The organism is Parabacteroides sp. CAG:2 (assembly GCF_000436315.1).
Classification (GTDB): Bacteria; Bacteroidota; Bacteroidia; order Bacteroidales; family Tannerellaceae; genus Parabacteroides; species Parabacteroides distasonis.
The window spans coordinates 9,305-34,314 of the sequence record NZ_FR885260.1 but is presented as its reverse complement, the minus strand read 5'-3'; the positions used below and the strand labels follow the sequence as shown (position 1 = coordinate 34,314).

General features: G+C 47.1%; 16 protein-coding genes. 7 read left to right on the top strand and 9 right to left on the bottom strand.

Features of this window, described 5'->3' with window-relative positions; all coding sequences use genetic code 11:
* Positions 1-5 precede the first annotated feature (5 nt).
* A complete protein-coding gene (locus QVP94_RS01960; protein ID WP_005860600.1) occupies positions 6-1,370 on the bottom strand; it encodes a sodium-dependent transporter in 1,365 nt (454 codons plus the stop codon).
* A gap of 118 nt (positions 1,371-1,488) precedes the next feature.
* Between QVP94_RS01960 and QVP94_RS01955 the strand changes: the two genes are divergently transcribed.
* The 7 genes from QVP94_RS01955 to QVP94_RS01925 all read left to right on the top strand — a co-directional run bounded on the left by QVP94_RS01955 (position 1,489) and on the right by QVP94_RS01925 (position 16,171).
* On the top strand, positions 1,489-2,448 hold the full coding sequence (locus QVP94_RS01955; protein WP_005860602.1) for a tyrosine-type recombinase/integrase: 960 nt from the start codon (positions 1,489-1,491) through the stop codon (positions 2,446-2,448).
* A gap of 611 nt (positions 2,449-3,059) precedes the next feature.
* The gene (locus QVP94_RS01950; protein WP_005860604.1) at positions 3,060-3,650 is read left to right on the top strand and encodes a DUF3575 domain-containing protein; all 591 of its coding nucleotides are present in this window, start codon (positions 3,060-3,062) and stop codon (positions 3,648-3,650) included.
* 18 nt (positions 3,651-3,668) lie between these two features.
* Positions 3,669-5,129: a DUF3868 domain-containing protein gene (locus QVP94_RS01945; RefSeq protein ID WP_288213148.1), complete on the top strand. Its 1,461-nt coding sequence runs from the start codon at positions 3,669-3,671 to the stop codon at positions 5,127-5,129.
* Positions 5,130-5,165: 36 nt separating this feature from the next.
* Positions 5,166-7,253 carry an Mfa1 family fimbria major subunit gene (locus QVP94_RS01940; protein ID WP_022191837.1) on the top strand — a complete coding sequence of 696 codons (2,088 nt, stop codon included), beginning with the start codon at positions 5,166-5,168 and terminating at the stop codon, positions 7,251-7,253.
* Positions 7,254-7,419: 166 nt separating this feature from the next.
* The gene (locus tag QVP94_RS01935; RefSeq protein ID WP_022191836.1) at positions 7,420-8,538 is read left to right on the top strand and encodes a FimB/Mfa2 family fimbrial subunit; all 1,119 of its coding nucleotides are present in this window, start codon (positions 7,420-7,422) and stop codon (positions 8,536-8,538) included.
* A gap of 24 nt (positions 8,539-8,562) precedes the next feature.
* On the top strand, positions 8,563-10,200 hold the full coding sequence (locus QVP94_RS01930; RefSeq protein ID WP_172580094.1) for a hypothetical protein: 1,638 nt from the start codon (positions 8,563-8,565) through the stop codon (positions 10,198-10,200).
* A gap of 46 nt (positions 10,201-10,246) precedes the next feature.
* Positions 10,247-16,171, top strand: coding sequence for a hypothetical protein (locus QVP94_RS01925; protein ID WP_022191835.1), 5,925 nt, complete (start codon positions 10,247-10,249; stop codon positions 16,169-16,171).
* Positions 16,172-16,230: 59 nt separating this feature from the next.
* Here the strand turns inward: QVP94_RS01925 and QVP94_RS01920 are convergent, their stop codons facing one another.
* The 8 genes from QVP94_RS01920 to QVP94_RS01885 form a co-directional block, all read right to left on the bottom strand.
* A complete protein-coding gene (locus QVP94_RS01920; RefSeq protein WP_008778861.1) occupies positions 16,231-16,887 on the bottom strand; it encodes an ABC transporter ATP-binding protein in 657 nt (218 codons plus the stop codon).
* Positions 16,884-17,600, bottom strand: a complete 717-nt coding sequence (locus tag QVP94_RS01915) for a tRNA threonylcarbamoyladenosine dehydratase (RefSeq protein ID WP_005860617.1) — start codon at positions 17,598-17,600, stop codon at positions 16,884-16,886. The genes QVP94_RS01920 and QVP94_RS01915 overlap by 4 nt, the downstream gene beginning before the upstream one ends.
* Positions 17,601-17,780: 180 nt before the next feature.
* Entirely contained in the window at positions 17,781-19,763 is a 1,983-nt protein-coding gene (locus QVP94_RS01910) for a glycoside hydrolase family 97 protein (RefSeq protein ID WP_009016476.1), read from the bottom strand.
* A gap of 34 nt (positions 19,764-19,797) precedes the next feature.
* Entirely contained in the window at positions 19,798-21,069 is a 1,272-nt protein-coding gene (locus tag QVP94_RS01905) for an MFS transporter (RefSeq protein WP_009016475.1), read from the bottom strand.
* A gap of 11 nt (positions 21,070-21,080) precedes the next feature.
* Positions 21,081-22,007 (bottom strand): ROK family protein, encoded by a 927-nt coding sequence (locus tag QVP94_RS01900; protein ID WP_011967045.1) that lies wholly within the window; start codon positions 22,005-22,007, stop codon positions 21,081-21,083.
* Positions 22,008-22,022: 15 nt separating this feature from the next.
* Complete coding sequence (locus QVP94_RS01895) at positions 22,023-22,745, bottom strand: galactosamine-6-phosphate isomerase (RefSeq protein WP_022191834.1); 723 nt, start codon at positions 22,743-22,745, stop codon at positions 22,023-22,025.
* 6 nt (positions 22,746-22,751) lie between these two features.
* Positions 22,752-23,564, bottom strand: coding sequence for a 3-keto-disaccharide hydrolase (locus QVP94_RS01890; RefSeq protein ID WP_022191833.1), 813 nt, complete (start codon positions 23,562-23,564; stop codon positions 22,752-22,754).
* Between the two features lie 77 nt (positions 23,565-23,641).
* Positions 23,642-25,010: Gfo/Idh/MocA family protein (locus QVP94_RS01885; RefSeq protein ID WP_288213147.1), on the bottom strand; the 1,369-nt coding region annotated here is incomplete at its 5' end.

The window sequence follows — 25,010 nt, the reverse complement described above, 5'->3', positions numbered from 1 at the left end:
CGGTATTATTTACCGGTGATCCATTTCAAGATACCTAATTCGTTCAAGAATACGATACCGATGGCGATTGGGGCCACGTATTTCATAAAGAATACGTAAGCGCCGAAAAGACGGAACTTAAGAGTCCCCTCATTGGTCAACTCGGCTTTCAATACTTTTTTATCGACACGTGTACCTACGAAAATACAAGTGAGCATACCTCCCAGCGGTAGCATGATCTTGGCGGTCAAGTAATCCAGCGCGTCGAAAAAGGCCAAGCCTCCAACCGTGAATCCTTTCATCACCCCGAATGAGAGAGAACTGAAAATACCTAAGAAAAATACCCCTAAGGAAACGATCAAAGCCGCTTTCTTGCGTGTCATGTGGAACTCCTCAAGAACGTAGGCCGTAGCTACCTCATGTAAAGAGATCGTGGAAGTCAGTGCTGCCATCGCTAGCAAGATATAAAAAATACAGGACCACAAGCCACTCAGCGGTAATTGCCCAAATACGTTCGGTAACGTGATAAACACGAGTTCCGCACCAGCAGAAGGGGTGATGCCGAAACTGAATACCGCCGGGAATATCATGATACCTGCCAATACGGCGACAAGCGTATTAATGATTGTCACCTGCCAAGCGGTGGCCTGCATATTCGTATCTTTCCCGAAGTAAGAGGAGTAAGTGATCAGGCAGCCCATACCCAAACTCAAAGAGAAGAAAGCCTGTCCTAGTGCGCTCAAGACCACTGAGGAAGTCAATTTGCTAAAGTCTGGCTTGAAAAGGAAAAGCAATCCGGCCTCAGCGTTCGGTAAGGTCACGGAACGTACGCACATGATCAGCAAGATCAAGAATAAAAGCGGCATCATGATCTTAGAGGCCCGTTCGATACCTTTTTCTACACCCGAGACAATCACGAAGTGAGTTAACCCGATAAAAGTGCCCATCCAAAAGATCGGACGGAAGACATTGGAGGCGAAATCCTGAAAATCGGCCGTATAGTCTATATCCGGCTGTCCATACAAACGGCCACTTAGCGTTTGCCAAACATATTCAAGCGTCCAACCGGAGACAACCGAGTAATAACTTAATATCAAAAATGCGGCCAAGATCCCGTTGTACCCGATCCAGCACCATTTTGTTCCGGGAGCCATCTTCTTGAAAGAACCCACCGTATTACTACGGGAATACCGGCCAATGAAAAACTCGGTTACCATCACCGGAATGCCCAAGAATATCATGAAAAGTATGTAGACCAGTAGGAAGGCCGCACCTCCGTTCGCTCCCAGCATATACGGGAAGCGCCATACGCTTCCCAATCCGACGGCGCATCCTACGGTAGCTAGTACTACGCCCAATTTACTACCGAATGTGACTCGATTGTTTGCCATATTATTTATTGTTGCTTTTATGCTTTTAATTGTTACCTATTTTCTTATTTTCGGGAGCAAAAGTAATAATTTGAATTAATTTGTTCGTGTAAAGTATAAATAATTTAGTGAAAGGAGTATGAAACGAGGACGTAAGAAAAAGTTAGCAATCTCATTGATGGATTATATGGGAAAACGAAGAGACATGAAACGGCAGTTAAAGAAAGAAGGGACAGCTGAGTTGTATGAGGTGGCCGTAAGGCATTTTTTAAGATTCGTGAAGAACCCGGGGTTCTGTTTGGCCGATTTGAATCGTGCGTTGGTGATAGATTTCATCACGTATCTTCAGGGAAAAGGATTAGCTACTAATACGGTAAATACGTATATCAGTAGTTTGCGGGCGCTTTATAATATGGCTTGCCAAGAGTCGTTGGTTCCTGCGTCATATTATCCGTTTGAGAATTTGAAACTCCGGCGTGCGATGACGGCGAGGCGTGCGATTCCCGCATCTTTGTTCCAGCAAATCGCTCAGATCAAGGTGGCGGATGACCCGCAAGTGGAATTATCGATAGATCTTTCCCTATTCAGTTTTATGGCTTGCGGGATGCCTTTTGTGGATATAGCGTACTTGACGAGGCAGAATATCCGGGGGAATGAGTTGGTATATCACCGTCATAAGACAGGACGTATGATCCGGTTGGAGATAACCAGTAGTATGTTGCAATTGATCCGGAAATATGCGGATCGGCAGCGAGCGACCGGATCGTCGTATTTGTTCCCGATTCTTCCGCCCGGGAATCCGGACCATTTGAGGTATAAGCGTAGCTTGGCTCAGCATAATGCCCGGCTGAAACGGATTGGGCAAACTTTACGGTTACCGAATCCGTTTACGTCGTATGTTGTTCGCCATAGCTGGGCATCAGAAGCTTTACGTTGCGATATGCCGATGGCCTTGATCAGCCAGGCGTTGGGGCACTCGTCGGAGAAAACGACTCGTTTTTATCTGGAAGAATTGGATATATCACGTTTGGCTCATGCGAACATGAAGGTGATAGGCTCTGTAAATCGGATTTTAGAGAAAAGGATGGATGGTTTGTGAACTTATTTATGGAATAAGGAGTTTTAGCGTTAAAATAGTAACTTTCTCCCTATTAGTTCACAAAAATACATAATAAATATTTTATTATCACAACTTTTCTGCATTAAAATTGTCAAGTTCTTTTCACCAAATAAGGAATTTAGGGGAAGCTATGTCTTTAAAATGAACCATATTCACCTTTATTGATTCACTCTCTCAACTAAAGAGGAATTTCTATACTCTACAAATTCCTCCTGAATATCAAAAACAAATAATACAATAAGCTCGTTTGGATAGGCCTATATGTAAGCCATTGATTGGCAGCTGTATAGAAACACCATAATATTTATTGGATTTCATGTACGTGTTTTCCAAAAAACATGTACGTCTTTTCAGGAAAACATGTACATGTTTTTCTGAAACGTTCCGTGTGGTCTATTGATATACTATATAAACGACAATAAAATGTTGTTTAACGTTTATTCTCCGCTGACGTTTTTGAAACGCTAAACCTTATTCCATAAATAAGTCCACGGGCCATTCTTGCCGTTAGTTGATTTTAGGAAGTTGGGTCTTGAGGGGGCAGAAGGGTGAGAAGATATAAGATTAACAACCATAATGAATAAGAAAGAATGAAGAAGACGATTTTCATGCTATTCTTGTTGGCAGTCCCGTTTCTTTCGAGAGCGCAGGGGGTACCGGCCGAAGGGAAAGGCTCCATGATTGGGATCAAGAGTAATATTCCTTATTGGGCTACTGCCACGTTTAATTTGGGGGCTGAAGTTTATCTCGCCCGTCATTGGACGCTTGAGTTGGAGGCAGGCTTGAATCCGTTCAGCGGCAAGAACGATGATGGGAGTTATGGCCGTTCACTGAAGCATTTGCGTCTGCACCCGGAGTTGAGGTATTGGTTTTGCGAGACGTTTAACGGCCATTTCCTCGGCGTGCATACTCCGTACCTATTATATAATGTAGCCGATATCAAATGGCTGGGTACAGAGGGCGAGCGTCACCAGGGATGGGGCGCGGGAGCCGGTATCAGTTATGGATACTCGTGGCTGCTGTCTCGCCATTGGAACTTGGAGGCCACGGTGGGCGTGGGCTATCTGTACTTGAAGTCGGACAAGTATCCCTGCGCAAATTGCGGCCGCAAGCAAGAAGGGATCAAGAAGCATTACTTCGGGCCTACGCAGGCGGCGATCAATCTCATTTACCAATTTTAATCGATGGAGGACTGAAAAATGAAGAATCTACAAGGATGGATGATACTTGGGATCGCCTGTTTGGCCGGTTGTGTGGGTACTACGATTCCCGTACAGGCGCAGCAGACGGCTACCGCCATCGTCGTGAAGGAGCGGTTGGTGGAGCATGTGGGCGATCGCTTGATAATTGATATGAAACTAGCGTTGGACGAGTTGTCGCTACCTGCCAACCGGAGTTTGGTCTGTACGCCGCTGATCGAGCGGGGCGATAGCGTAAGGGCTTTGCCTCCCGTGATCGTGAACGGGCGCAACCGCCAGATCCAGTACGAGCGATCCAAGCGTGATGCGACGGCGAACGGGGAGTTTGTCTTACGCCGTCACAATGGGAAGGAGCAGACGTTCGATTACCATGCCTCCATTCCTTTCGTTAAGTGGATGGAGCGTTCGGAGGTGTCGCTGGTAGCCGATTTTTGCGGTTGCGGCTGGGAGGCGTTGAGTAATGATAAGTCACCGCTTTTCCCGATCCGAATCGCAGAGCCTGTGGTATTGCGGCCGCTTTTGGCCTACGTCACGCCGGAGGCAGAGCGTGTGAAAGAGCGTGTGAAGGAAGGAAGCGCCTTCCTCGACTTCCCGGTAAACCGCACGGAGATATATCCCGAGTATCGCGACAATCCCTCGGAGTTGCGCAAGATCCTCGAGACCGTCTCGTCGGTGAAGGATGATCCTTACGCTACCATCACGGAGGTATATATCAAGGGTTTCGCATCGCCGGAAGGTACCTATAAGCATAACACTTATCTGGCCGAGCACCGCGCCAAGGCGTTGATCGAATACGTGAAGGGCCTTTACCACTTTGAGCAGGCCCGTTTCACGGTGGATTTCGAGCCGGAGGACTGGGCCGGATTGGAGAAACGGGTGGAGAACTCCTCGCTTGCGGACAAGGAGGAGTTGCTGGCCATCATCCGTGCGGACGAGCCGAAGGATTACGACCGCCGCGAGGCGAAGCTAAAGGCGTTGAACGGGGGGGCCTCGTATCGGGTACTCTTGCGTGATATTTATCCCGCCTTGCGCCATTCGGATTACGCGGTGCGTTATACGATCCGTTCGTTTACGGTAGAGGAGGCCCGTGAGTTGATCTATTCGGACCCCAGGCAGTTGAGTCTAAACGAGATGTTTCAGGTGGCGCAGACGATGGAACCGGGTAGCGACGCTTACCGCGAGGTCTTCGAGATTGCCGTGCGTATGTATCCGGAGGATCCGGTGTCGAATCTGAACGCCGCCCTTACGGCGATCGACGCGGGTCGCTTGGAATCGCCCCGCCGTTATTTGGCGAAGACTTCCAATTCCGCGGAGCGTACCTTGGCGGAGGCGGCCATCGCCATGCTGGAGAACCGCTTGGACGAGGCGGAGGCCCTGCTGGGTAAGTTGTCGGACAATCCTTCCATGGCCTCGCAGGTGGAGGAGAACTTGAGGCAGATCGCAGAGAAACGGCAAGAGTAAAAATAGGATAAGATAACAGACAAAAATTTTAATATTATGAAAAAGAAAAAATGGTACGTAGCGATGGCAACGGCACTTTTATTGGCGGCCGGTTGTTCCGATGATCTCGACAACGGAAAAAATAACACCGGGGCGGAAGAGGATGGCGAGAAGGTCTATATGACGGTGAACGTCTCTACGGTTTCGCAAGGAACGCTAACGAAAGCAGATACTACTCCTTCTAATCCTAATCAGGGGGGAGCCGGTTGGGGCGAGGATGGTAATGGTTCTCTTGGTGAGCTTTCCGGCTCTAAGGAGGGTATGGTATATGATGTTAATATATTCTTGGTGCCAACAGATGAAGAGTCTTTGGGGGATGGCAATCAGCTAGAGTTACTAAATACTGACAATGGTAGTAGTATACAGATCGCAGGCCAAGGTTATTATTCGAATCTGGAAGGTATTGATGCGAGTTTAGGTGGAACTGAGCCTGGTCATGGTGACGGAAAGGTTACGATGAAAGTAACCATGAAGAATCCTCTGACACAAGATAAGAGCAATTATCAGGTATTTGCCGTTATTAATGCGGGAGGAAGGTTGACTGGTATTAGTACGTTGGCAGACTTGCGCGATAGAGTTGCCGCAAACGATAGGGCATTGTGGACTCCTGCTAGTAATATGGCGGAGTACCATCATTTTGTAATGTCTACACATAAGATGATAAGTGGTGCTATTCCTTCTAACGGCAGTTCTATCGTTGAACTTTCTGCTGCGAATATGGATGAGACATATCCGGCTCGGACAACGGTGTTCGTAGAACGTTTAGCCGCTCGTATTGATTTGGCATACTCCTCGAATTTAGATCTGACTAATATACCGGGAACTTCTCCTGTAAAGAATAAGGGTACGTTCACGTTGAAGAGGTATAAGGTAGTGAATCAGTGGAAGGGCGAAAGTTATCTTTTTAAGCAAGTTTCTCCTACGGTACAGTATAACTATGGTGCTAATGCGGTATTGCCGGCAGATGGTACCAACGATCCTGTTCGATATTTAGGTGATGAGAAATGGATATGGAAGAATAATGACACTGGTGCCGGATCGTACAATTATGTGTTAGATCCGAAGATCCGGGAAAAGAAATTGCCGGAAGGGGAAAGTTCTTCTTGGGATCAATTTAAAGATTCATATGTCAATTATTTTAATCCGAGCAATTCAACTGATTTGAATAACTTGGATAAGATGGTGTCTATGCCTACTTCTGGATTAAACTATACACAGGAAGTAAGTGGTGATAGTCGGACATATTACCCGGTTGTTTATACCAAGGAAAATACGTTGGATCTGAACTCGCAGGTACATGGCTATACTACTGGTGTAATCTTCGAGTCTGAATTTACTCCGAGTAACGACTTTAAGGTGAGTTCCTATGAAAATGGGGAGATCAAGTCTGTGAATTTGCCTAATGGTGATAAAACGTTTCTTTCCGCAGCTCATTATAATAGTAATGGTTCTGTGTCACGTCTTGTTTATAAAGATGTGAAGAGCGTTGCCGCCCGTGCGTTCAATTTGGAAAACGACAAGAAAAATTTATTGAAAGGCTTTATGGATGGTTGGGACGATATAACTGCGGATGTCAATGCTGTGAAGAAGGCGGTTCAAGATATGTCTTCTCAAAATGGATTAGAAAGCGCATTTAAGGAATATTTGGATGGGATTTTGACTGGTAAAGCAACTCTTGATGAGGATCTTAAACAGAAATTGACTTATGCGGCTTTTAGGAGACAAGCTTCGCATCTTCCTTCTAATATTACCCCTGTATCTCAATTCTGCTCAGAGCAGATCGGCAATTTATACCAATACTATAATGTTTCCCTATACAAAAGCGGAAGAAGCTATCACAAGTTTTGGATCCGTCATAACGATAACGGAAACGATGGTCTGATGGGCGTGATGGAATTCTGTATCGTACGCAATAACGTGTACCAGTTGTATGTGAAAGGTATTCGTGGCTTGGGCGATCCGTTACCTTATACCCCGGGTAAGGATGATCCCGGTACGCCGGATGAGAGTGATGATGTCACTATCGACGTGACTATCTACGTGAAGGATTGGGTAAAACGTACGAACAAAGACATTATCCTATAACTTTACCCTTCGGGGGATTCTTACGATGGGCATTGTAAGCACTTTATGCTGCCCATCCAAGCAACCTTACGATGCCCATCATAAGAACCTTATAATGGGCATCATGGTTTACCTCCATTTCCGGTAGTACGGGCGGAGGATTACTGTGTATCTTAATAAAATGATTATGAACCGTTTATTTCATACCTGCAAACAGTTGATTGGCATAGCTGCCTTGTCCGTGGGGCTATACGCTTGCGATTGGATACACGACGACTCGCTGCCGCTTTGCGAGTTCCGCCTGTATTTCAAGTACGACTATAATATGAAATTCGCCGACGCTTTCCAGCATGAGGTAGACTTCGTTACGCTCTTCTTCTGCGACCAAGAAGGAAACTTCCTTTTCCAGCGGCGGATCGAGAAGAGCGAGCTGGACGAGCGGAACTCCATCGCCCTCGACATGGAGCCGGGTACCTATCAGGTAGTCACTTGGGCCGGGCTGGACAAGGGCAGTTACGCATGGAACGACCCTGCCGAGACGTCGCAGGCTGTCGGGAGGGCGCAAGACGTCAAGGTACGTACCTTGCGCGAGGCCAATACGACACAGCCCAACGAGCTGCACCCGCTTTGGCATAGCCTCGATACCTTCACCGTGACGCGCGACATGCCCGAGGCCGACACCATCTCACTCGCCAAGAATACCAACAAGCTGCGGGTCGTGCTGCAAAACGTGATGGGTGAGGACATGGACGTGAACAACTTCTCCTTCCGGATCGTGGCCGACAACGGGTATATGGATTACGACAATTCCCTGCTGCAAGATCCCACCATCCACTACCTGCCTTATTATACGGAGAACGTGGAGTTGGGAGCCGACCCGACCCCCGGCGCTACCGTAGGCGGGCAATACGTGGCCGTGGCCGAGATGAACACCATGCGCCTGATGGCGGGCCGTAACTACCGCCTCATCATCCGTCATCACGGATGGGAGAAGGATGTGCTGAACGTGAACCTCAACGATTACCTCCTTCTCACCAAGATGGAGGGGCACCGTATCTCCCCGCAGGAGTATCTGGACCGGCAGGACGAGTATTCTATCATCTTCTTCCTTACACCGAAGGTATGCCCCGATTGTCCGGATAAGCCTACGCCTCCGGATCCTCCGGGACCTGATAATCCTGACAATCCGGATAACCCGGATAATCCCGATGGTCCCGATCCGGAAGACCCTATGATCGTGGGGTACGCCTGCTTCAAGATACAGGTGAAGGATTGGGTGATTCGTATCAACGATGGCATATTGTAAACAGAGATTTATTAAATATCGCTAATGATGAGACGCTATACCATATATAACCGATTGACGGCGGTCGCCGCTGGTCTTTGCCTCTGTTGGCTTTTTATGGCTTGTGGTGAAGACCGGGGGGGCGATCTCCCGGATGACGACCCGAACCATTGTGTTGTAACTATCACTTTGCGGACATCCCGTTCGGTACGCCCGCCGCAGACGAAGGCCGGAGGGATGATGACGAAGGCGGATGAAACTACTGAGACGGATTTCTGGGCAAAAGATGAAGAATACGAGCGAGACATCACGAACTGGCTGGTGGTGGCCTATGATGAGAATGCGGATTTGGCCGGATATATATCCGGCAAAGATGGAACATGGACTCCGGATATCAGTAATGAGGATTCTCGTACTACGGTGGAGATGAAACTACCCTTTGGCACATACCATTTTTATGCGTTCGCCAATTTACAATCGTTGGAAGACGGTACATCGTTGTATCAAAAAATTACCGAAGCCCATTCCTTGGCGGAACTGTCGGAGGTGAAGATATTGGACTCGGGAACGAGTATTGATACAAGGAATGAGGAGAAAAAAGGTAAATTCGGAGGCGAGGAAGCGTCTCGAAAGCGTATTCCTATGAGCAGCTACGCCCAAAAGCATACGGTATTGCCCGCTCCGGCAGAGAACAAATTCGAGATTCCCTTGATCCGCATGATCGGCAAGGTGCAAGTGGAGATAACCAATAACTTAGATAAATCCATAACCGTAAACCAATTGGACATCATGAACCTCCGCAAGGGAAGCCTGCCGATCTGGCTCTTGCCTTGGGGAAATGAGAATTATTTGGAGTTTAAGGATAACAAGGACTTGGAAGAGCCTTTGGCTCCATCTTTTCCGAAAGATGCGAATCCTCCTGTAGTAAGTCTAGAGGATCTTTATACTGAATCTATCAAACCCGGTGATAATGAAAAAGAAATACAAGCCAAACCTGTGGACGGCGAGAACGGTAGTAAACGAGCTTATATTCGCTACATTCCTGAGACCAATGCAGCCGTCGGAGAGAACGGCGGTGGCATCCACCTCGGTGTAGAGATCGAAGGCCGCCCTCGTACGGAGCACCTCACGGGCTTCGACTTCGTACGCCGCAATGACCTGCTGGTCATCCCTGTCTTGATAACCAACATCACGACGAATTTGGAAGTAGCCGAGCAACGCCTCCCCATCGGGGTCTACCCGACCGCCTTGGTCTATGGTGAGAAGACGGGCGTGCAAATACTGACGCCTGTTGAGCATACCTTGCAAGCCGCCGGCGACTTGTCGATCCGTTTCGAGATATCTAGCATAGAAGGCGTGACAGGAGATTTCACGATCAAAGGTCTCCCGCAGGAGGGAACGGTTACGGAAACAGCGAAAATCAGTTCGATCCAAGTAAAAAGCGACGAGAAACGTCTCATTACGGCCGTAAACGGAGAGGATTGTGACAAGAAACAGCGTTTCTACCTTCCCGAGGCTTCGATCAAGGAAGGAAAGAAAGGTTCCTTCACGATCCGCACTCGGGAACTGGGTGGAAACGTGGATGCTACAGTCATCCTCACGCTCATTATAAACTATTATGTGGGTCAGGAGAAGCAAGAGATGCAAATCCCCTACACCATCAAGATCAGAAACTACAAATAACAACCATAATATAACAACAATAAACTAAAAAAGGAGGACCTGACGGATGAAACCATCAATCAACCTACGATATAAATCCTTGTTATTAACTTGCTTGTTAATTTTTTCCGCTGGTGTGGCTGTGCCGGCGTGGGGGCAGACGTACACGATCAATTATAAGAATGGTTCACCCCAAACCGGTATTACCGAACGTGTGGATACGGTGTATGTGGCAGATGGGGAAGAGAGGGAGTTGTTTATTCCTGAGTTGAGGAATAATGATGGCTTTTATAATGCGAACTATCGGTGGTATGTACGTTGGTATCAGCTTAATGAAGGTAATTTAAGTTGCGAAAATATAAAAGGTAAGGCTATAAATCCTAAGTTAGATGGTTCTTTTGTACAGGGTGGTGCCTTACAGGATCTTATAAATCTCTATCCAAGCTCGTTGAGAGACGCAGGTACTTCTTTATTTTTTTATAAAGACTTTTATAAGATAGAAGGTACAACTGCTATAAATAGCTCTGTCCCTCTCGGAGCCTCTACGGTTGAATATTCAGCGGTGAATGTAAAAGAAGATCTTGTTGTTTGTGATGTGAGTTTAAATAACAATTATAAGGTGGATGGGACTACATTCACTGAACCTACTTTGTCCATACGTTATAAATTTGTGATTCGTCCGGCAAGCGAAATTGCGAATCGCATAAAAGATTCTAAAGCGGATGAAACCACTCCTTTTATGGATGAAACCATATATGTCCCGCAAAATAATGGAACGATTAATATACAATTGGGTAGGATCGCTAATAATTATGCGTGGTATGACGGAGATCAAATAGTACAGGGAGAAACTTATCAATATAAGAAAGACAATGGCGAATGGAAAGATTTGGGTAATCGCTGGACACAGATTATAAATAATTTGATAACGGTTGGAACACAACCTGTAAAATTAGAAATTCGGGCGGTGGGTAAAGATAAGACGAAAGCGAGTCCTCTGTTGGTGCGATATAATCTTATCCCTGGTGATCATGGTTTCATGTTACAGGAAAAGCAAGAAAAAGATTCTGACCCAAGGCGTAATCCGGATAACTATCCGGAGTTTTATGAAAGAATAGGATATATAAATTTTGACCGGAATGATTCGATATCTGTAGACGATTTGAACTCTGTTAATAATATGGCAAAGATTGGTTTTTCTGATAATAAAGAGGATAAAGGTAAATGGTTGGATCCGGAGATCACGGGATATGCTCCATTTAATTATCAAATTCAACCAAATAAGGATAATCGGATTCAGACCTTACAAAACCAATATGGTTTGTTTCGAACAGCGGATGTGGAAAAAGTATCAACGAATAATGAAAAGGTTGAGGGAAAGACTTATTTTTGGTTTGCAAGTGCCCAAAGTAAGCCCAAAGTGGCAATCTATGACCGGACTTATTACAATACGGGGAAAAAATCATTGGGATATTTCTTTTATGTGGATGCGGCCAATTTGCCGGGACGTTTGGTGAAAATTCCGTTGGATGGTAATATCTGTGCGCATACGGGTATTTTAGTGAACTTTTGGGTGAATGATATGACGACATGGAAAGATACTCAAGCCGAAGGAAAACCTCTACCTCCTAATGTAAACATGAATTTTATCGGATTAAAAGCAGATGGTACAGAAGTTGTTTTACATCGTTTTACTTCAGGGGATGCACTGACTGATTATACCTCGACTTCGGAAGGGCGGCCGGCTAATAACAATATTGGTAAATGGCAGCAATTAATGTACTCATTTTCCTTGTCACAATCGCTTGATGATTATGTAGGATATTATCTGGAGGTACAAAACAATACAGCTCATTCATATGGTGCGGACTACGCCATCGATGGTCTGCGTATTTATCGCTCCATACCGCAAATCGACGTAAAGCGAGTAGACGTGTGTTCTTCTGCCAGCCTGACCGTTGCCACGGATTACGAACTTCTGCTCAAGAATATGGGTTGGAGCATTAATCCGGATGTATTGTCCGATCTGAATATGGGGAATAGCATAACGGAAGATTCAAAGCATATATGGAAATACCGCTATGGTTTGATGGGTGGAGATCCAAGGAAAAGAAATGAGAATCTTAATAAAACGATCGGAAATGTTTATATTGGAGCTACCGATAAAAAGGAAAATGGGGATATAAAGAAGCCTGAAGATTGGATTACATTAAATACGGATTTGAAGGATTATAGTAATGAGCGCTATAACAACCGAAGCAAGGTGTATCGTATTATCGTTCCGACTAAAGAAGGGTTGAAGCATCAAGGATTTGAGGATCTGACAAATCATGAAACTGCGATGCGACGACAAATTGTCGTAAACCTGCGTATGATCAATGATTTCTTATATGATGCCGCTGAGCATAAAATTTGGCAAAAAGACATACTAGATCATGCCCAAAAAACAAATGGGGATAAATTCCCGGAAGAAGAGTATATTGCGTACTTGAAACAAAATTTGAGTGTACTCTGTGGCAAATCGGATTCAGAGTGGGACTATAAGATTCCGGAACCGAAAGACCTATCTAACCAGATAGATAGAATAATGGAGGGGAATGACAATAATCTGTACGAAGAACTGATACGGGCCGTTTGTTCGGTAATGGGTATTTCTCGTCCTCGTGTGCCTTGGTGGGATGAAGGAAATAGCAATACCATCCATTTGAGTGCCATTGATGTGGACAAGACTGAGTTGAAATATAAAGGGGAGCAAAATTTCGGAAGTAAAGAGAATGCCGCCTCCGGTAGGTATGATGTGGTAATCTTTAGTGCGGCCGCGACAGTTACTAGTGATGAAATCGTGAATTTCCCGAATGCCCATGCGGGAGATAGTTTCAACGATCCTTGCTTGCTGACTACCCCTTTCACCGTACTCCCTTCCTTCACGATCGTGGCAAAGACCAAGACAGATTTGCCGGAGGGCATGATCGCTTGCGAGGGACGGATCAGTCAGATTGAGGAGGCAACCATGTGGGTTGAAAGATATGATGAGAACAACAACTTGATGACCGGAGAGACAGATAAGTTTGTAGATAAATATGAGGGTTATTCATATACGTTCGACTGGTTCTTGGGAGACTCGCTGGAATTTGCTGCGTTCTATGATGAATATGGATTCGCTTTAGAAGATATATTGAAGTCTTATAGAAATACCCTTCCCGATGGCGAGAAAGCTTCGTCTTTCCCCGCGAAAAATTTGATTGAGTATTATGAAAAATTAGACGCATATAAAGATAAGCCTGGGCTTATTGCGAAATTGAAGACATTGCTTTTAGGTGATGTAGATACAGAGCCGAAATTGGTGATTGGCGGGAAATTGGGATATGCGGAGTTTCGTTGGGTAAAAAAAGTGGTAGCGATTCCTTATCTACCGGAGAGTATTCCCGAGGAGGACAGACTTTGGCTTTTCTGCGATAGACCTCAAGAACGATCACTGGAAGCCGCTCCCGCCCCGAAACTACTTGTTGGTTTCCCGGACGTGAAGTATCCGGAAGGAATGGAGCATTATCCCAATGTTCCCCTGCGTATTGGCTTGCCGAATATCATGGAGAAAAGCATAACCAATATTCCTATCCAAAGCAATGGCCTAAAGATGGGTATGACAGAATCCAATCAATTAGGTCTGCCCGAAAGCAATACTACGGATATCTTCTTGCGGCAAGGGGCTACTTATACAAAGGTGGGTAATTTGACAAAGTTGTCTGCGAAAGCTAAAAGTAAAAATGAGGCAGGTGAAACTGACTATGGCGGTGGATTATTCTCCATGACTTTTGACGATAAAGCTTATACAAATTTTGACGAAGGCCAGATTTATGCCCTCTATATCCCATTCGGTGAATATAAGGACGAAGCTTTCGTAAAAGGCTCTTGCGAAGGATACGCTACCTTACTTATCAAGATCGTGCCGGAATATCTGACTTGGAAGGGTACGAACACCGGTGAGGACGCTGAGGCATGGTATAATGACGCAAACTGGCATCAGTCTACGAAAGGGGAATTGTACATAGATCCAAACGGAGAAGATAAAACAGACGCCAACGGCAATGATGCAGACTTGACCGCCGCCTTCGCCCCGCTTCATTTCACCCGTATCACGATCCCGGAAAAGCAGATGCTGGAATTGGAAGGCTTGGAGACGAAAGATCATTTGTTACAGATTCCCGAAGCGAACTCATCAAAGGCTACCGAGTATATCCAATATGATATGGCGGTAGACAAAGACGGAGATAATACGATCGTAACCCCGTACTATATAAATAAGGTAAAGGCTATCTATTTCAAACCCGAGGCGCAGTTACGCCGTCAGCAATTCCTGACGTACGACACTGCCCATGTGGAATTCGAGATGACACCTGATGCGAAATATTGGATGGCATCGCCCCTGCAAAGCGTATTCGCCGGCGATATGTACACCGTGAAGAACACGGGCCGTCAGAACACCTATGCTTTCGCCGATATCACCTACAGCACGGCTGACAACGACCGCCAAGCCCCAGCCTTCTACCAGAAAGCTTGGGACAAGGCGATCACGATGTACGTGCCGAAGAGCGAAGCAGATCAAATAGTTTCTTTTCCGGAGAATGGTTTGGATACAACTCATTACGAGGTAGTCCAATCCAACTGGAGCCGTGAATATAACGATGTGAATGTGCCCTACGCTTTAGGAAAGGGATTCTATGCCAGCGTAGAAAAGAAGAATGCGACCGGCTTAGGTGAGAAAGTATTGGTACGCCTGCCGAAAGCGGATGACTCCTACAAATATGAACCGTGGAAACCGGATACGAAAAGCGCTACATTGAGAGTCGCCATGACCAAAGCCCCGACTTTAGCAAATCGGATCAATGCTGGTAAACTGGCAGATAACAAGTCGATCAAGGTGGTATTGACAGATGTGAATGGAACGGAAGATTGGTGGAATACGGATAATGGAACCGTCCGTGTTATTGCTGATGGTGACGGCAAGCACTTCCTGTTGGGTAATCCTTATATGTATCCGTTGGATATCGTTCGTTTCTTGAAAGAGAATGAGGCTATCTTAGAGCAAAAATATTGGACATTGGATGTGAAGGAGGGGCTTGTTGTCGGTACACCTGATGTGGCATGGGAAGGTGGAAATGTTACTGATGCTACATCCGGAGCCGTTATCGCCTCCATGCAAGCCTTCTTCGTAGAGCTGAAAGATGCGGCTCAAACGAAAGCGGAAGGTACGGCAACCGGTACCGATCTGAAGGTGGTTCATTTCGATCCCTCCATGATGCAAGGAGAGTCGGAGAAGGTCTCTTCTTCCTTACGTACCGCTACGGCCAAAAACCCGGTATTGAGGCTGACAGCAGAGCGGGATGCATATCGTAGCACGGCCTTGTTGACGCGGCAGGATGATGCCGCGAATAGCTATGAGGCAGATAAGGATGCCGTAATCTTGCTGGATACGGAACTGGAGGAGATCCCGCAGGTGTACACTATCGCCGGGACTCGTGCCGTGGGTGTGAACGTAGTACGACGGATCGACCAAGTGCCCCTTGGCGTATATGCCGGCGAGGGTAAGGGGGAGGTTACACTGACGATAGAGGGTATCGGCGATTGGGCGGAGACGCTTTACCTGTACGATGCCGTGACCCGTAAAAGTACGGAGTTGTCGGACAATACGTATACCTTGCGTTTGGACGGCAGCAGCCATGGACGTTACTTCCTAAGTGCGGGCTCGCCTACCGGTAATGAGGGGGTGGACAACGTAGAATCTATCTCTGTCTATTCCGCCGTATCGGGTAGGATAGTGGCCAGTGCTAGCGAGGCGTTGAAGCGGATACAGGTGTTTACGCCGATGGGTCGTTTGGTACGTACCTTATATCCCGCCCGTCCGACTTATACGTTCGATCTCCCGGCAGGCATCTACATTATCCGCACGGAGATCGCCCACGACCAAAAGACGGTGAAACTACGGGTATTGTAAATAAACCCGCTATAATAGACAAGGGGGTGCGGTTCACTTAGAACCGCACCCCCTTGTTGTTAGTTCGTTTCTACCACTCCATCCTTGATATGGATCACCCGATCCGTGTTTGTGGCCAGCTGTTCGTCATGCGTCACGATGACGAACGTCTGGTTCATCTGGTCTCTTAACTCGAAAAAGAGGGCGTGCAATTCTTCCTTGTTCTTGGTATCGAGGCTTCCCGAAGGTTCGTCGGCGAGGATAACCGCCGGGTTATTGATAAGCGCACGGGCTACCGCTACCCGTTGCTTTTCTCCGCCGGATAGCTCGGCGGGCTTGTGTGCCATACGATCGGAGAGTTTCAAGAAGTCCAGCATCTCTTTCGCCCGCTTCTCGGCTATGGCCGATTTCTCCTTGGCGATCAGGGCTGGGATCATCACGTTTTCCAAGGCCGTGAACTCCGGCAATAATTGATGGAACTGGAAGACGAAGCCGATATTCCGGTTGCGGAAAGCCGCCAATTCCTTATCGCCCAATCGTCTTGTCTCCGTGCCATTGATAACCAGTCGCCCGCTATCCGGTGCGTCGAGCGTGCCGATGATTTGCAACAAGGTTGTCTTACCCGCCCCGCTGGGGCCTACGATAGCGACAACCTCGCCCTTGTTTATCGTGAGGTCGATGCCTTTCAATACTTGTAAGGCACCGAAACTTTTCGTTATTCCTTCGGTTTGTATCATATCAAGTTTCTTAGGACGTGCGAGGCAAGGAAACAACCGAACGTTGCCGGCATATAAGAGACCGTTCCCGTGGTCGTACGTTTACATGTTTCGTTTTCAACTTCGATCACGGCGTCCGGATCGGCGAACTCGGTGGAAAATACGACGGGAATCCCCTTGCTTACGCCTAGAGGACGCAACCGTTTCCGCACCGCTTTCGCGAGGGCGCAATTGATTGTCTTGGAGATATCCGCTATCCGTACCAAGGATGGGTCTACCTTAGCGCCCGCCCCCATGGAGGACACGATGGGGATCTTATGGATATATGCTTGGTACATCAGGTATACCTTGGGACTTAGGGAATCGATGGCATCTACCACGAAATCGAGAGGGGCCGATAAGAGTACCTCCTCCGTCCGTTCGTCTCGCAGGAATTCATTCAGGACGGTTAGTTGCAACTGGGGATTGATATCAAGCAAACGCTTGGCCACGACCTCGGCTTTCGGCATCCCTAGGGTGGAATGAAGGGCGGGCAATTGGCGGTTGATATTACTCTCGTTTACCGTATCGGCGTCTATGATCGTCATCTTTCCTACTCCGGCCCGACAAATCTGCTCGGCGGCATAAGCTCCCACACCTCCTAGGCCAACTACCAATACATGGCTACGGGATAAGCGCTCCATATGCTCCGCTCCGAACAAAAGTTCCGTCCGTGTATTCCAATTGTAACTCATTTATCTATTTTTGAGCACAAAAGTAATCAATTGTTCCGGTTCCTCCAATACTTGCTTTTATCCGAAAGCTTTGTGTCTTGTTACTGCACGGGCGTTGCAGCGTTACTGTATGGGCGTTGCAGTATTACTGCATCAGCCTTGCAGTACCACCGCAACCCAGGTTGCAGTGGATGAGTTACGTCAGATGGGTTGAATATGAAAGACTGATCCTCCGTCGGAGGCCAGCGGAAGGGTGATTTTATCCCTGTAGGTGATCTCCTCAACCTCTTTTACGAGTTTGTTCGAGTCTATATTCGTATCTTCAGCATCTTTATAGATCGTTATCTTATATTTCTTGTCCTTATCCAAGAACTTGAGGTCTACATCGATACTGCGTGCTTGGCTGTTATTGATCGTACCGACAAACCAATCCTCTCCCTTTTTGCGGGCGATCGTTACGTATTCATTGACGGAAGCGTTCGGAACGACTGTTTGGTCCCAAGTCGTAGGCACGGCTTTCAGGAACTCGAATCCCGGTTGTCCTTCGTAAGCCTCCGGCGTATCGCAAATCATGCCGAGATAGCTCTCTAATACCACGTACATCGCTAACATATGGCAGCGGGTACTCATTACGTAAGGGTTACGTTCTTGGTTCTTGAACTTATCCCTTGGCAAAGAGCGGAAACCTCCTAAATGATAATCAGTCGCTCCCGCTAATAAACGGGTAAAAGGCATATGGATGTCATGATCTGCGTCGGTATCCTTATCCCATTTGCAATGCTCGTAATTAAGCGTACCCTCGCGGGTGAACTCGTTGGGATAGGTACGGCTCAATCCAGACGGCTTGCAAGCTCCGTGGAATTGCACGAATAGATGATGCTTAGCCGCCTTCGCCAAGAACTCTTCTTGGATGCGGATCATCTCCTGATCGTCTCGATCCATGAAATCGATCATCATGCCGGCGATTCCCCATTTCTCGAATTGGGCGAAAGCCTCGTCTATCTTTGCGTACAGAGGTTTCCAGTTGGTCCATAAATGGATACGTACGCCTTGACTCTTGGCGTAATCGCAAATCTCCTGCATATTGAGGCTCGGAACGACTTTCAAGATGTCCGCTTTAGGACCCGGAGAACCGAATCCGGCTCCATCCTCGTCATACCAAGCTTGCTCGGCGTTCCCGTAGATCGAGTGATAATCCAATCCGTTACGGGCTACGAAATCAATGTAATATTTATTCGTGGGGAAATTGTTTCCGCCAAGGAAAGTCGTATCCGGAACGACATTTCCGTTCCACCACGTAAAAGTAGTCTTACCCGGCTTAATCCAAGACGTATCCTCTATCTTACAAGGCTCATTGAGATTCGTAAGGATATTGGACGCTATCAAGGAACCGATTTGATCACTGATCATCAAGACCCGCCAAGGAGATTGATGGGGTAGGGATGCCTCTACCTTGATACGCTCTTGTCCCAGTTTAGGTGATAGTTTCCCGAGAAGAGTCCCGTTTTCTTTCCATAGGTACATACCGGCGTAATCACGAACCGCCGCCTCGGTAATCGCCATATAAACATGGTTCGGGAAAGAGAATAGGGCGGGCATATCCATCAATCGTTTATTATCCATGTCGGCATAATCTGTGACCGTATATTTACCTTCGTGGGAACTTTGGTAGTTGGGGAGGAATAAAGTGGTTACGTTCGGATTCCCTTGTAGGTTGAAGGTGGTTCCCTCGTCATACATGATATACGAATCCCATCCTTTTTGCTTCGGAAACTCATAGCGGAAGGCGATACCGTCATCGAAAGCCCTCAAGACCAGATTAATCTTGCGAAAAGGCTGAACGGTTTCCTCTAGCGGGATGATTACCTCTTTGGAAAGGCTATGTATATGTTTCGCCTTACCAACGATCAATTCGTAGGTCTCTTCCTTCGTACTGAACACGGGTTTGTTGATCTTTACATTTTCCCCGAACGCCCCATTATCGAAAGTCAGCGTCAATGGGGAGTCTTGGATCAAGGTCTGCTTATTAAATGTTACGCTGTATACCGGGCTATTCTTATCCAAAGCCAAGGAAAACTTGATCTTTCCGTTTGGAGAAGCCAACCGCACGCTTTTATTCGCATATAAAGAGTGAGCGCAAAGTATAAAAAATGCCAGAACGAGGTAGATTGATTCTTTTTTCATGGATGATAATTTTATAGGCCAAAGATATACATATTTATTTTGTACGGTTTAACTGCTTCAACAATTCCTTAAGACTGACGGTCTCATTCTTGACCAATGGTTTTGCCCAATAGGAAATACTCAAGATATAGCCCAGCGTGATAAATAGGAAAAACATGGAATAGCGCAACCCGATCAGATCTCCAAGTCCACCAATGATGAACGGAATCAATGCCCCACCGAAAATACCCGTACACAAGATACCGGAAAAAGCCCCATGATGCTTATCCACGGAGTTAAGGGCTAAGGCGAATATCACCGAAAACATGATCGAGATCGAGAAGCCGCAACAAGCGAAAGCGATAATCGCTACTTGCGTAGGACCGAAGAGCGCTATCGATAAATTAAGGATCGCTATCATCGAGAAAATACGTAACATCAGCTTTGAGTCGATTAACTTTACGATCACCAATCCCAACAAGCAGCCGATGGACATCAATCCCCAGAACCAAGCAACCGTAGTAGCCCCGGCTCCTTCCGGGCTGACCCCATGATACATATTCAGGAAAAGACTCATCCAATTCGCCAATCCTTGCTCGGTTCCCACATAAGCGATAATCCCCAAGAAATAGAATATAACTTGTTTTTGCTTGAGTAATTCTTTATAATTCTGTACCGTTCCCGCCTTCTCATCTTCCTTTAATTCTACTTTCGGGAATTTGACATAAGAGATAACCACTAACATGATGACAAAAACAATCGTAAAGATAAAATAGAGCGAGCTCCAAGGTAAGCTCTCCGGCGTTATCCCTTTGAGGAAACGGATGAAGAAGTCGTTCGCCGGATCCTCACCGGTTAATTTCCGCATAAGCCCGGCCAAGACGAACGGGCTCATGAAAGAAGCGGCCCCGAATACGATCTGGGCCAATACCTGATTAAAGGCATATTTTTTCTCTCCGCCCGCCTCACGCATCAAGGGCAATATAATCACCTGTAGCATCGCCATGCCCAGACCGATAGCGAAAAGGGAGGTCAATACGATAGGGTAGGTCGGGAACATGACGAAAAGCCCCGCACCCAAAAACGTCAGACTGAAAGCGACCAATAAGGAAATCTTTCCCCCGAAACGCTCGATGATCATTCCTGCCGGGATGGACATGATGCCATATGCCAAGAAAAACGAGAACGGCAAGAATGCGGCCAATGTCAGGCTCAGCCCAAAACTATCGATAATCATCGGTAGCATAGGGCCTAATATATTGGTAACAAAAGAAATGACAAACCAAATACACAAGATGAGGAGTACGATCCAATTATTCTTATTCATGATAGATAGATTCAATGATTAAACACCAATGCCGCCGCCCCGAGGCATCCGGCCTTATTTCCTAATCGGGCAAGTTCGATAGTCGTGAAGTACGAGGTTTCCTTCATCACGAATTTCCAGACCTGTTCCCGTATATTATTAATGTAGAAATCTCCGGATTCCGAAATGCCTCCGCCGATAATCACCTTTTGCGGAGCGAAAATGTTGATAAGGCTCGCTACGCCTAGGGACAGATTCCGGAAATGATCCTCCATAGCGAGTACGGCCTCTTTCTCTTGAGCTTTATAGCGCTCTACTATATATTTTCCATCGATACGGGAAGGTATCTCCCGTCCGTTCTTCTCCAATAATTGCCGATATAAGGCGATCAACGCACTTACGGAAGCGTGTGCCTCTAGGCAACCGGACGCTCCGCAAGTACATTGATTCCCATTCAGACCATGAATAATTAAGTGCCCAAGTTCGGTGCCCCGGTTCCGGTAGCCGCCATAAAGCCGGCCGTTCAAGAACAAGGCGCCCCCTATGCCGGTACCCACCGTCAAGAAAACGATATCGGAGAGGCCCTTAGCCGCCCCATATATCACCTCGCCCAACCCCATAAGGTTTGCGTCGTTGTCGATGAATACCGGTAGATTAAATTCCGCTAACGCAAGATCCAATTGTTGGTTGTCCAGTTCAGGAAGATTATTGGCAAAGAGAACCACCCCCTTATCTACTACGGAAGGTACACCTATGCCAATTCCGTAAATCCCCCAGTCCCGGGAACGGGCGTAGTCTGTCATTTTCCGTACGATACTTTTTATGGTATCGGATAATGGGCGTGGATTCTCTTTTGATTGTGTGGTTTCCGACGATTCGTAAAGAATGTCGCCATTCTGGTTCACAAGAGTATATTTTATGCTTGTTCCTCCAATGTCTAATGCGATAGCGTATTTCATGATAATTGTAAAAGCTTAATTAGAACTATGCGCCGCTTCCCTGTCGATCAGGCAAATCACGTTCGGGTGCAGCCACAATAAGGAGGCCGGCAACTCCGTCGAGATCTTCTGTTCAAGGAAAGCTTGAGTAATCTCCCTTTTCTTTATCCCGTTGATAAGAAGGATAATCAGGCGTGACTGAAAGATATTCGCCATGCCCAATGTCAGTCCGTATCCCGGTTTCTCCATATCCCCGGCGATCATGGGATGTTGCAAGGATTTCTGGGACAGATGAGCCACATGGCAATTCGTATGTAAGGAAGGAGCCGGCTCGTTCAAGGCGATATGGCCGTTCATCCCTATTCCTAATATACAAATGTCGATAGGGCCTTTTTGGTCCAGTATCTGTTGGATCCGCTCACATTCCGCCTCAGGGTTCTCCGGATCGCTTTGGAACGCTATATACCGGTCTTCCGGGATTTGAAGCGGACCTACGAAATAGTTCCGTAGATACGACTCGCACGTACCCGGGTGATCCATCGGGATTCCTCCCCATTCATCGAGCTTTAGTACCGTGAATTGGGAGAATAATTCCGGTTGGCGACCGGCTTCCTCTACCAGTAACTCATACATCCGGGTAGGAGAGCCCCCAGTGGCGGCACAAAGCGTAAGTGCCTTGTACTGCCCTAACTCTGAGGTAACAATCTCTTTTGCCTTAAGGCTTAATGCCTCATAAGATTGACAAATCTCTATTCTCATACGATTTTAGAGCTCTTTGATTCGGATATTGCGGAAGCAAACACCATAACCGTGGTCTTGCATACCGATGTAACCCGGTTGTTTTCCGCATTGTAGCATCAAGTCGTAAGCTTCCGGGCATTTCTCCGGACTCGTGCTGAACTTGCTGAACTTACTATGATCCACTAACGCGCGCCATACCGGGGTACCAAATTGGAACTCCAGAATTTTCACGTCGTTCATGTAATGGATCACGCGTTGGTTATAGACAACGATTCTCGTCTTGTTCCAGTTTCCGTACGGTTTTACGGGTTGTGGATCCGGCATAATCATGTCATATACGGCACCGGCCTGACGGTTACCGTCGCAACCTTCCCATGCGTCCGGCATATTCTCGTTGTCGAGTAACTGATATTCTGGGCTGGAGTAATAAATAGGTGTACCCTCAATTTCTTGCGCAGTATAGAAGATACCGCTATTACCGGCCTTGTCGATCTTCCATTCGATCTCGAAAACGAAATTTTTGAACTTCTTGTCGTAGATCAAGTCGCCGAAGCCCGTGTCTGCCTTATTGTCGCTACCTTTATAGGTGATCGATCCGTCTTCAACCACCCAACCTTGGGGTACATCCTGACGGCAATAGCCGCGCCATCCGTTCAAGGTTTTCCCGTCGAACATGGTGATCCACTCGCCTCCCGTAGGGATACCATCGCTATCGAGGGCTTGGGTTTGGGCGGTTTGCGTTCCGGCATTGTTCGTATTGTTATTGTTGCCAGAGGTACATGATAGAGCCGATGCGAATAAGGCTACGGCCATAATACTGCTATAAATCTTTTTCATCTTTGTATAGTTATTTAAGTAAATTATCTAGTTGTAGAGACGGGGTGTGCCCCGTCTCATCCCATTGTTGTTCGCTTTTATAACTTGAGATCTTCCCATCCATTGCGGTATTTCCGCTTGATGAATTGGTTCGCTTGCTCGAAGTTGGTGATACGCATGTTCGCTCCGTCCCACTGGAAAGTTTTGTTTCTTCCCGGATAGATAAAGCCCTCGCGTTCTCCGTAGATCGAGTCGTTATGTTTCACTTGTTCCCGGATATTATAGCTGCGTAAGATCAGGTTACCCATCAATACGGTCTCCGTCAACGGACCGGCGTAACCTTCGAATGGTGATTCTACGTCCGCCTTGTCGTATCCTGCGATACAAGAGTCGATCCACGCCCAGTAATGACCGTTCGTGCCGCCTTCGATACGTTTGTATTTATGAGGAATGTTCACGTCCTTGTCGAACAGCGGTTTCTTGTTCGCCTTCTGTCCCTTTGGCCAGAATCTCGGGTCGGAACCGCCCCAGCCGCAAGAAGCCATACCTTTCGTACCTACGAATACGGTTGCGCCTTCTACGTCCATCATATCCAAGTCTCCCATCGTGCAGGTCATGTCTGCATCCGGATCGATCTCCTCGAAACGCTCCGGCATGATACCACCGTCCATCCAATAGAGATTCAGGTCGCTTCCGTCTTTCTTCTTGAATTTATAACGGATCGAGCTGGCTACCGGGCAACTCTCAGGATAATAAGCCTCCTCGAAGATACCGGAGTAGACATTGGTCGTGCTGCAAGAAACCTCAGTCGGATAACCTAATTGAAGCAATTTGAATGGAGGGCCGATGATGTGGCAACCCATATCTCCAAGAGCGCCTGTACCGAAACGCCACCAACCACGCCAGTTGAACGGAACAAGATTATCGATATAATCCACATACTCGGCGGTACCTACCCATAAGTCCCAATTTAATCCCTTGGGAACCTCAGGCTTCTGGCTCGGCCAAGGAATACCTTGCGGCCATACAGGACGGTTGGTCCAGCAATATACCTTCTGGATGTCACCTAACAGATCTGCCTCGAACCATTCACGAAGGGTACGCATACCGTCGCAAGAGTTACCTTGGTCGCCCATTTGGGTCACGACCTTGTATTTCTTGGCGGCCTCGGTAAGGATACGTGCCTCGTAAATATCGTGCGCGATCGGTTTTTGCAGATATACGTGCTTACCCATCCGCATAGCGCCGAAAGCTTGGATCGCATGGTTATGATCCGGGGTGGAGATACATACGGCATCGAAGTTCTTGCCTTCCTTGTCGTACATCTCACGGAAGTCGTTGAAATACTTCGCCTTCGGGTATTTCTTACGAGCGTCGGCAGACTGACGGTCGTCTACGTCGCACAGACAGGTGATCGCTGCGTTTTTGTGCGGCGTATTCATCAAGCTACCCAAATCGGCGGGTGCC

Bases quoted from the DNA above. Each gene is read 5' to 3' on its own strand.
- QVP94_RS01960 (WP_005860600.1), bottom strand. From the start codon at position 1,370: ATGGCAAACAATCGAGTCACATTCGGTAGTAAATTGGGCGTAGTACTA.
- QVP94_RS01955 (WP_005860602.1), top strand. From the start codon at position 1,489: ATGAAACGAGGACGTAAGAAAAAGTTAGCAATCTCATTGATGGATTAT.
- QVP94_RS01950 (WP_005860604.1), top strand. From the start codon at position 3,060: ATGAAGAAGACGATTTTCATGCTATTCTTGTTGGCAGTCCCGTTTCTT.
- QVP94_RS01945 (WP_288213148.1), top strand. From the start codon at position 3,669: ATGAAGAATCTACAAGGATGGATGATACTTGGGATCGCCTGTTTGGCC.
- QVP94_RS01940 (WP_022191837.1), top strand. From the start codon at position 5,166: ATGAAAAAGAAAAAATGGTACGTAGCGATGGCAACGGCACTTTTATTG.
- QVP94_RS01935 (WP_022191836.1), top strand. From the start codon at position 7,420: ATGAACCGTTTATTTCATACCTGCAAACAGTTGATTGGCATAGCTGCC.
- QVP94_RS01930 (WP_172580094.1), top strand. From the start codon at position 8,563: ATGATGAGACGCTATACCATATATAACCGATTGACGGCGGTCGCCGCT.
- QVP94_RS01925 (WP_022191835.1), top strand. From the start codon at position 10,247: ATGAAACCATCAATCAACCTACGATATAAATCCTTGTTATTAACTTGC.
- QVP94_RS01920 (WP_008778861.1), bottom strand. From the start codon at position 16,887: ATGATACAAACCGAAGGAATAACGAAAAGTTTCGGTGCCTTACAAGTA.
- QVP94_RS01915 (WP_005860617.1), bottom strand. From the start codon at position 17,600: ATGAGTTACAATTGGAATACACGGACGGAACTTTTGTTCGGAGCGGAG.
- QVP94_RS01910 (WP_009016476.1), bottom strand. From the start codon at position 19,763: ATGAAAAAAGAATCAATCTACCTCGTTCTGGCATTTTTTATACTTTGC.
- QVP94_RS01905 (WP_009016475.1), bottom strand. From the start codon at position 21,069: ATGAATAAGAATAATTGGATCGTACTCCTCATCTTGTGTATTTGGTTT.
- QVP94_RS01900 (WP_011967045.1), bottom strand. From the start codon at position 22,007: ATGAAATACGCTATCGCATTAGACATTGGAGGAACAAGCATAAAATAT.
- QVP94_RS01895 (WP_022191834.1), bottom strand. From the start codon at position 22,745: ATGAGAATAGAGATTTGTCAATCTTATGAGGCATTAAGCCTTAAGGCA.
- QVP94_RS01890 (WP_022191833.1), bottom strand. From the start codon at position 23,564: ATGAAAAAGATTTATAGCAGTATTATGGCCGTAGCCTTATTCGCATCG.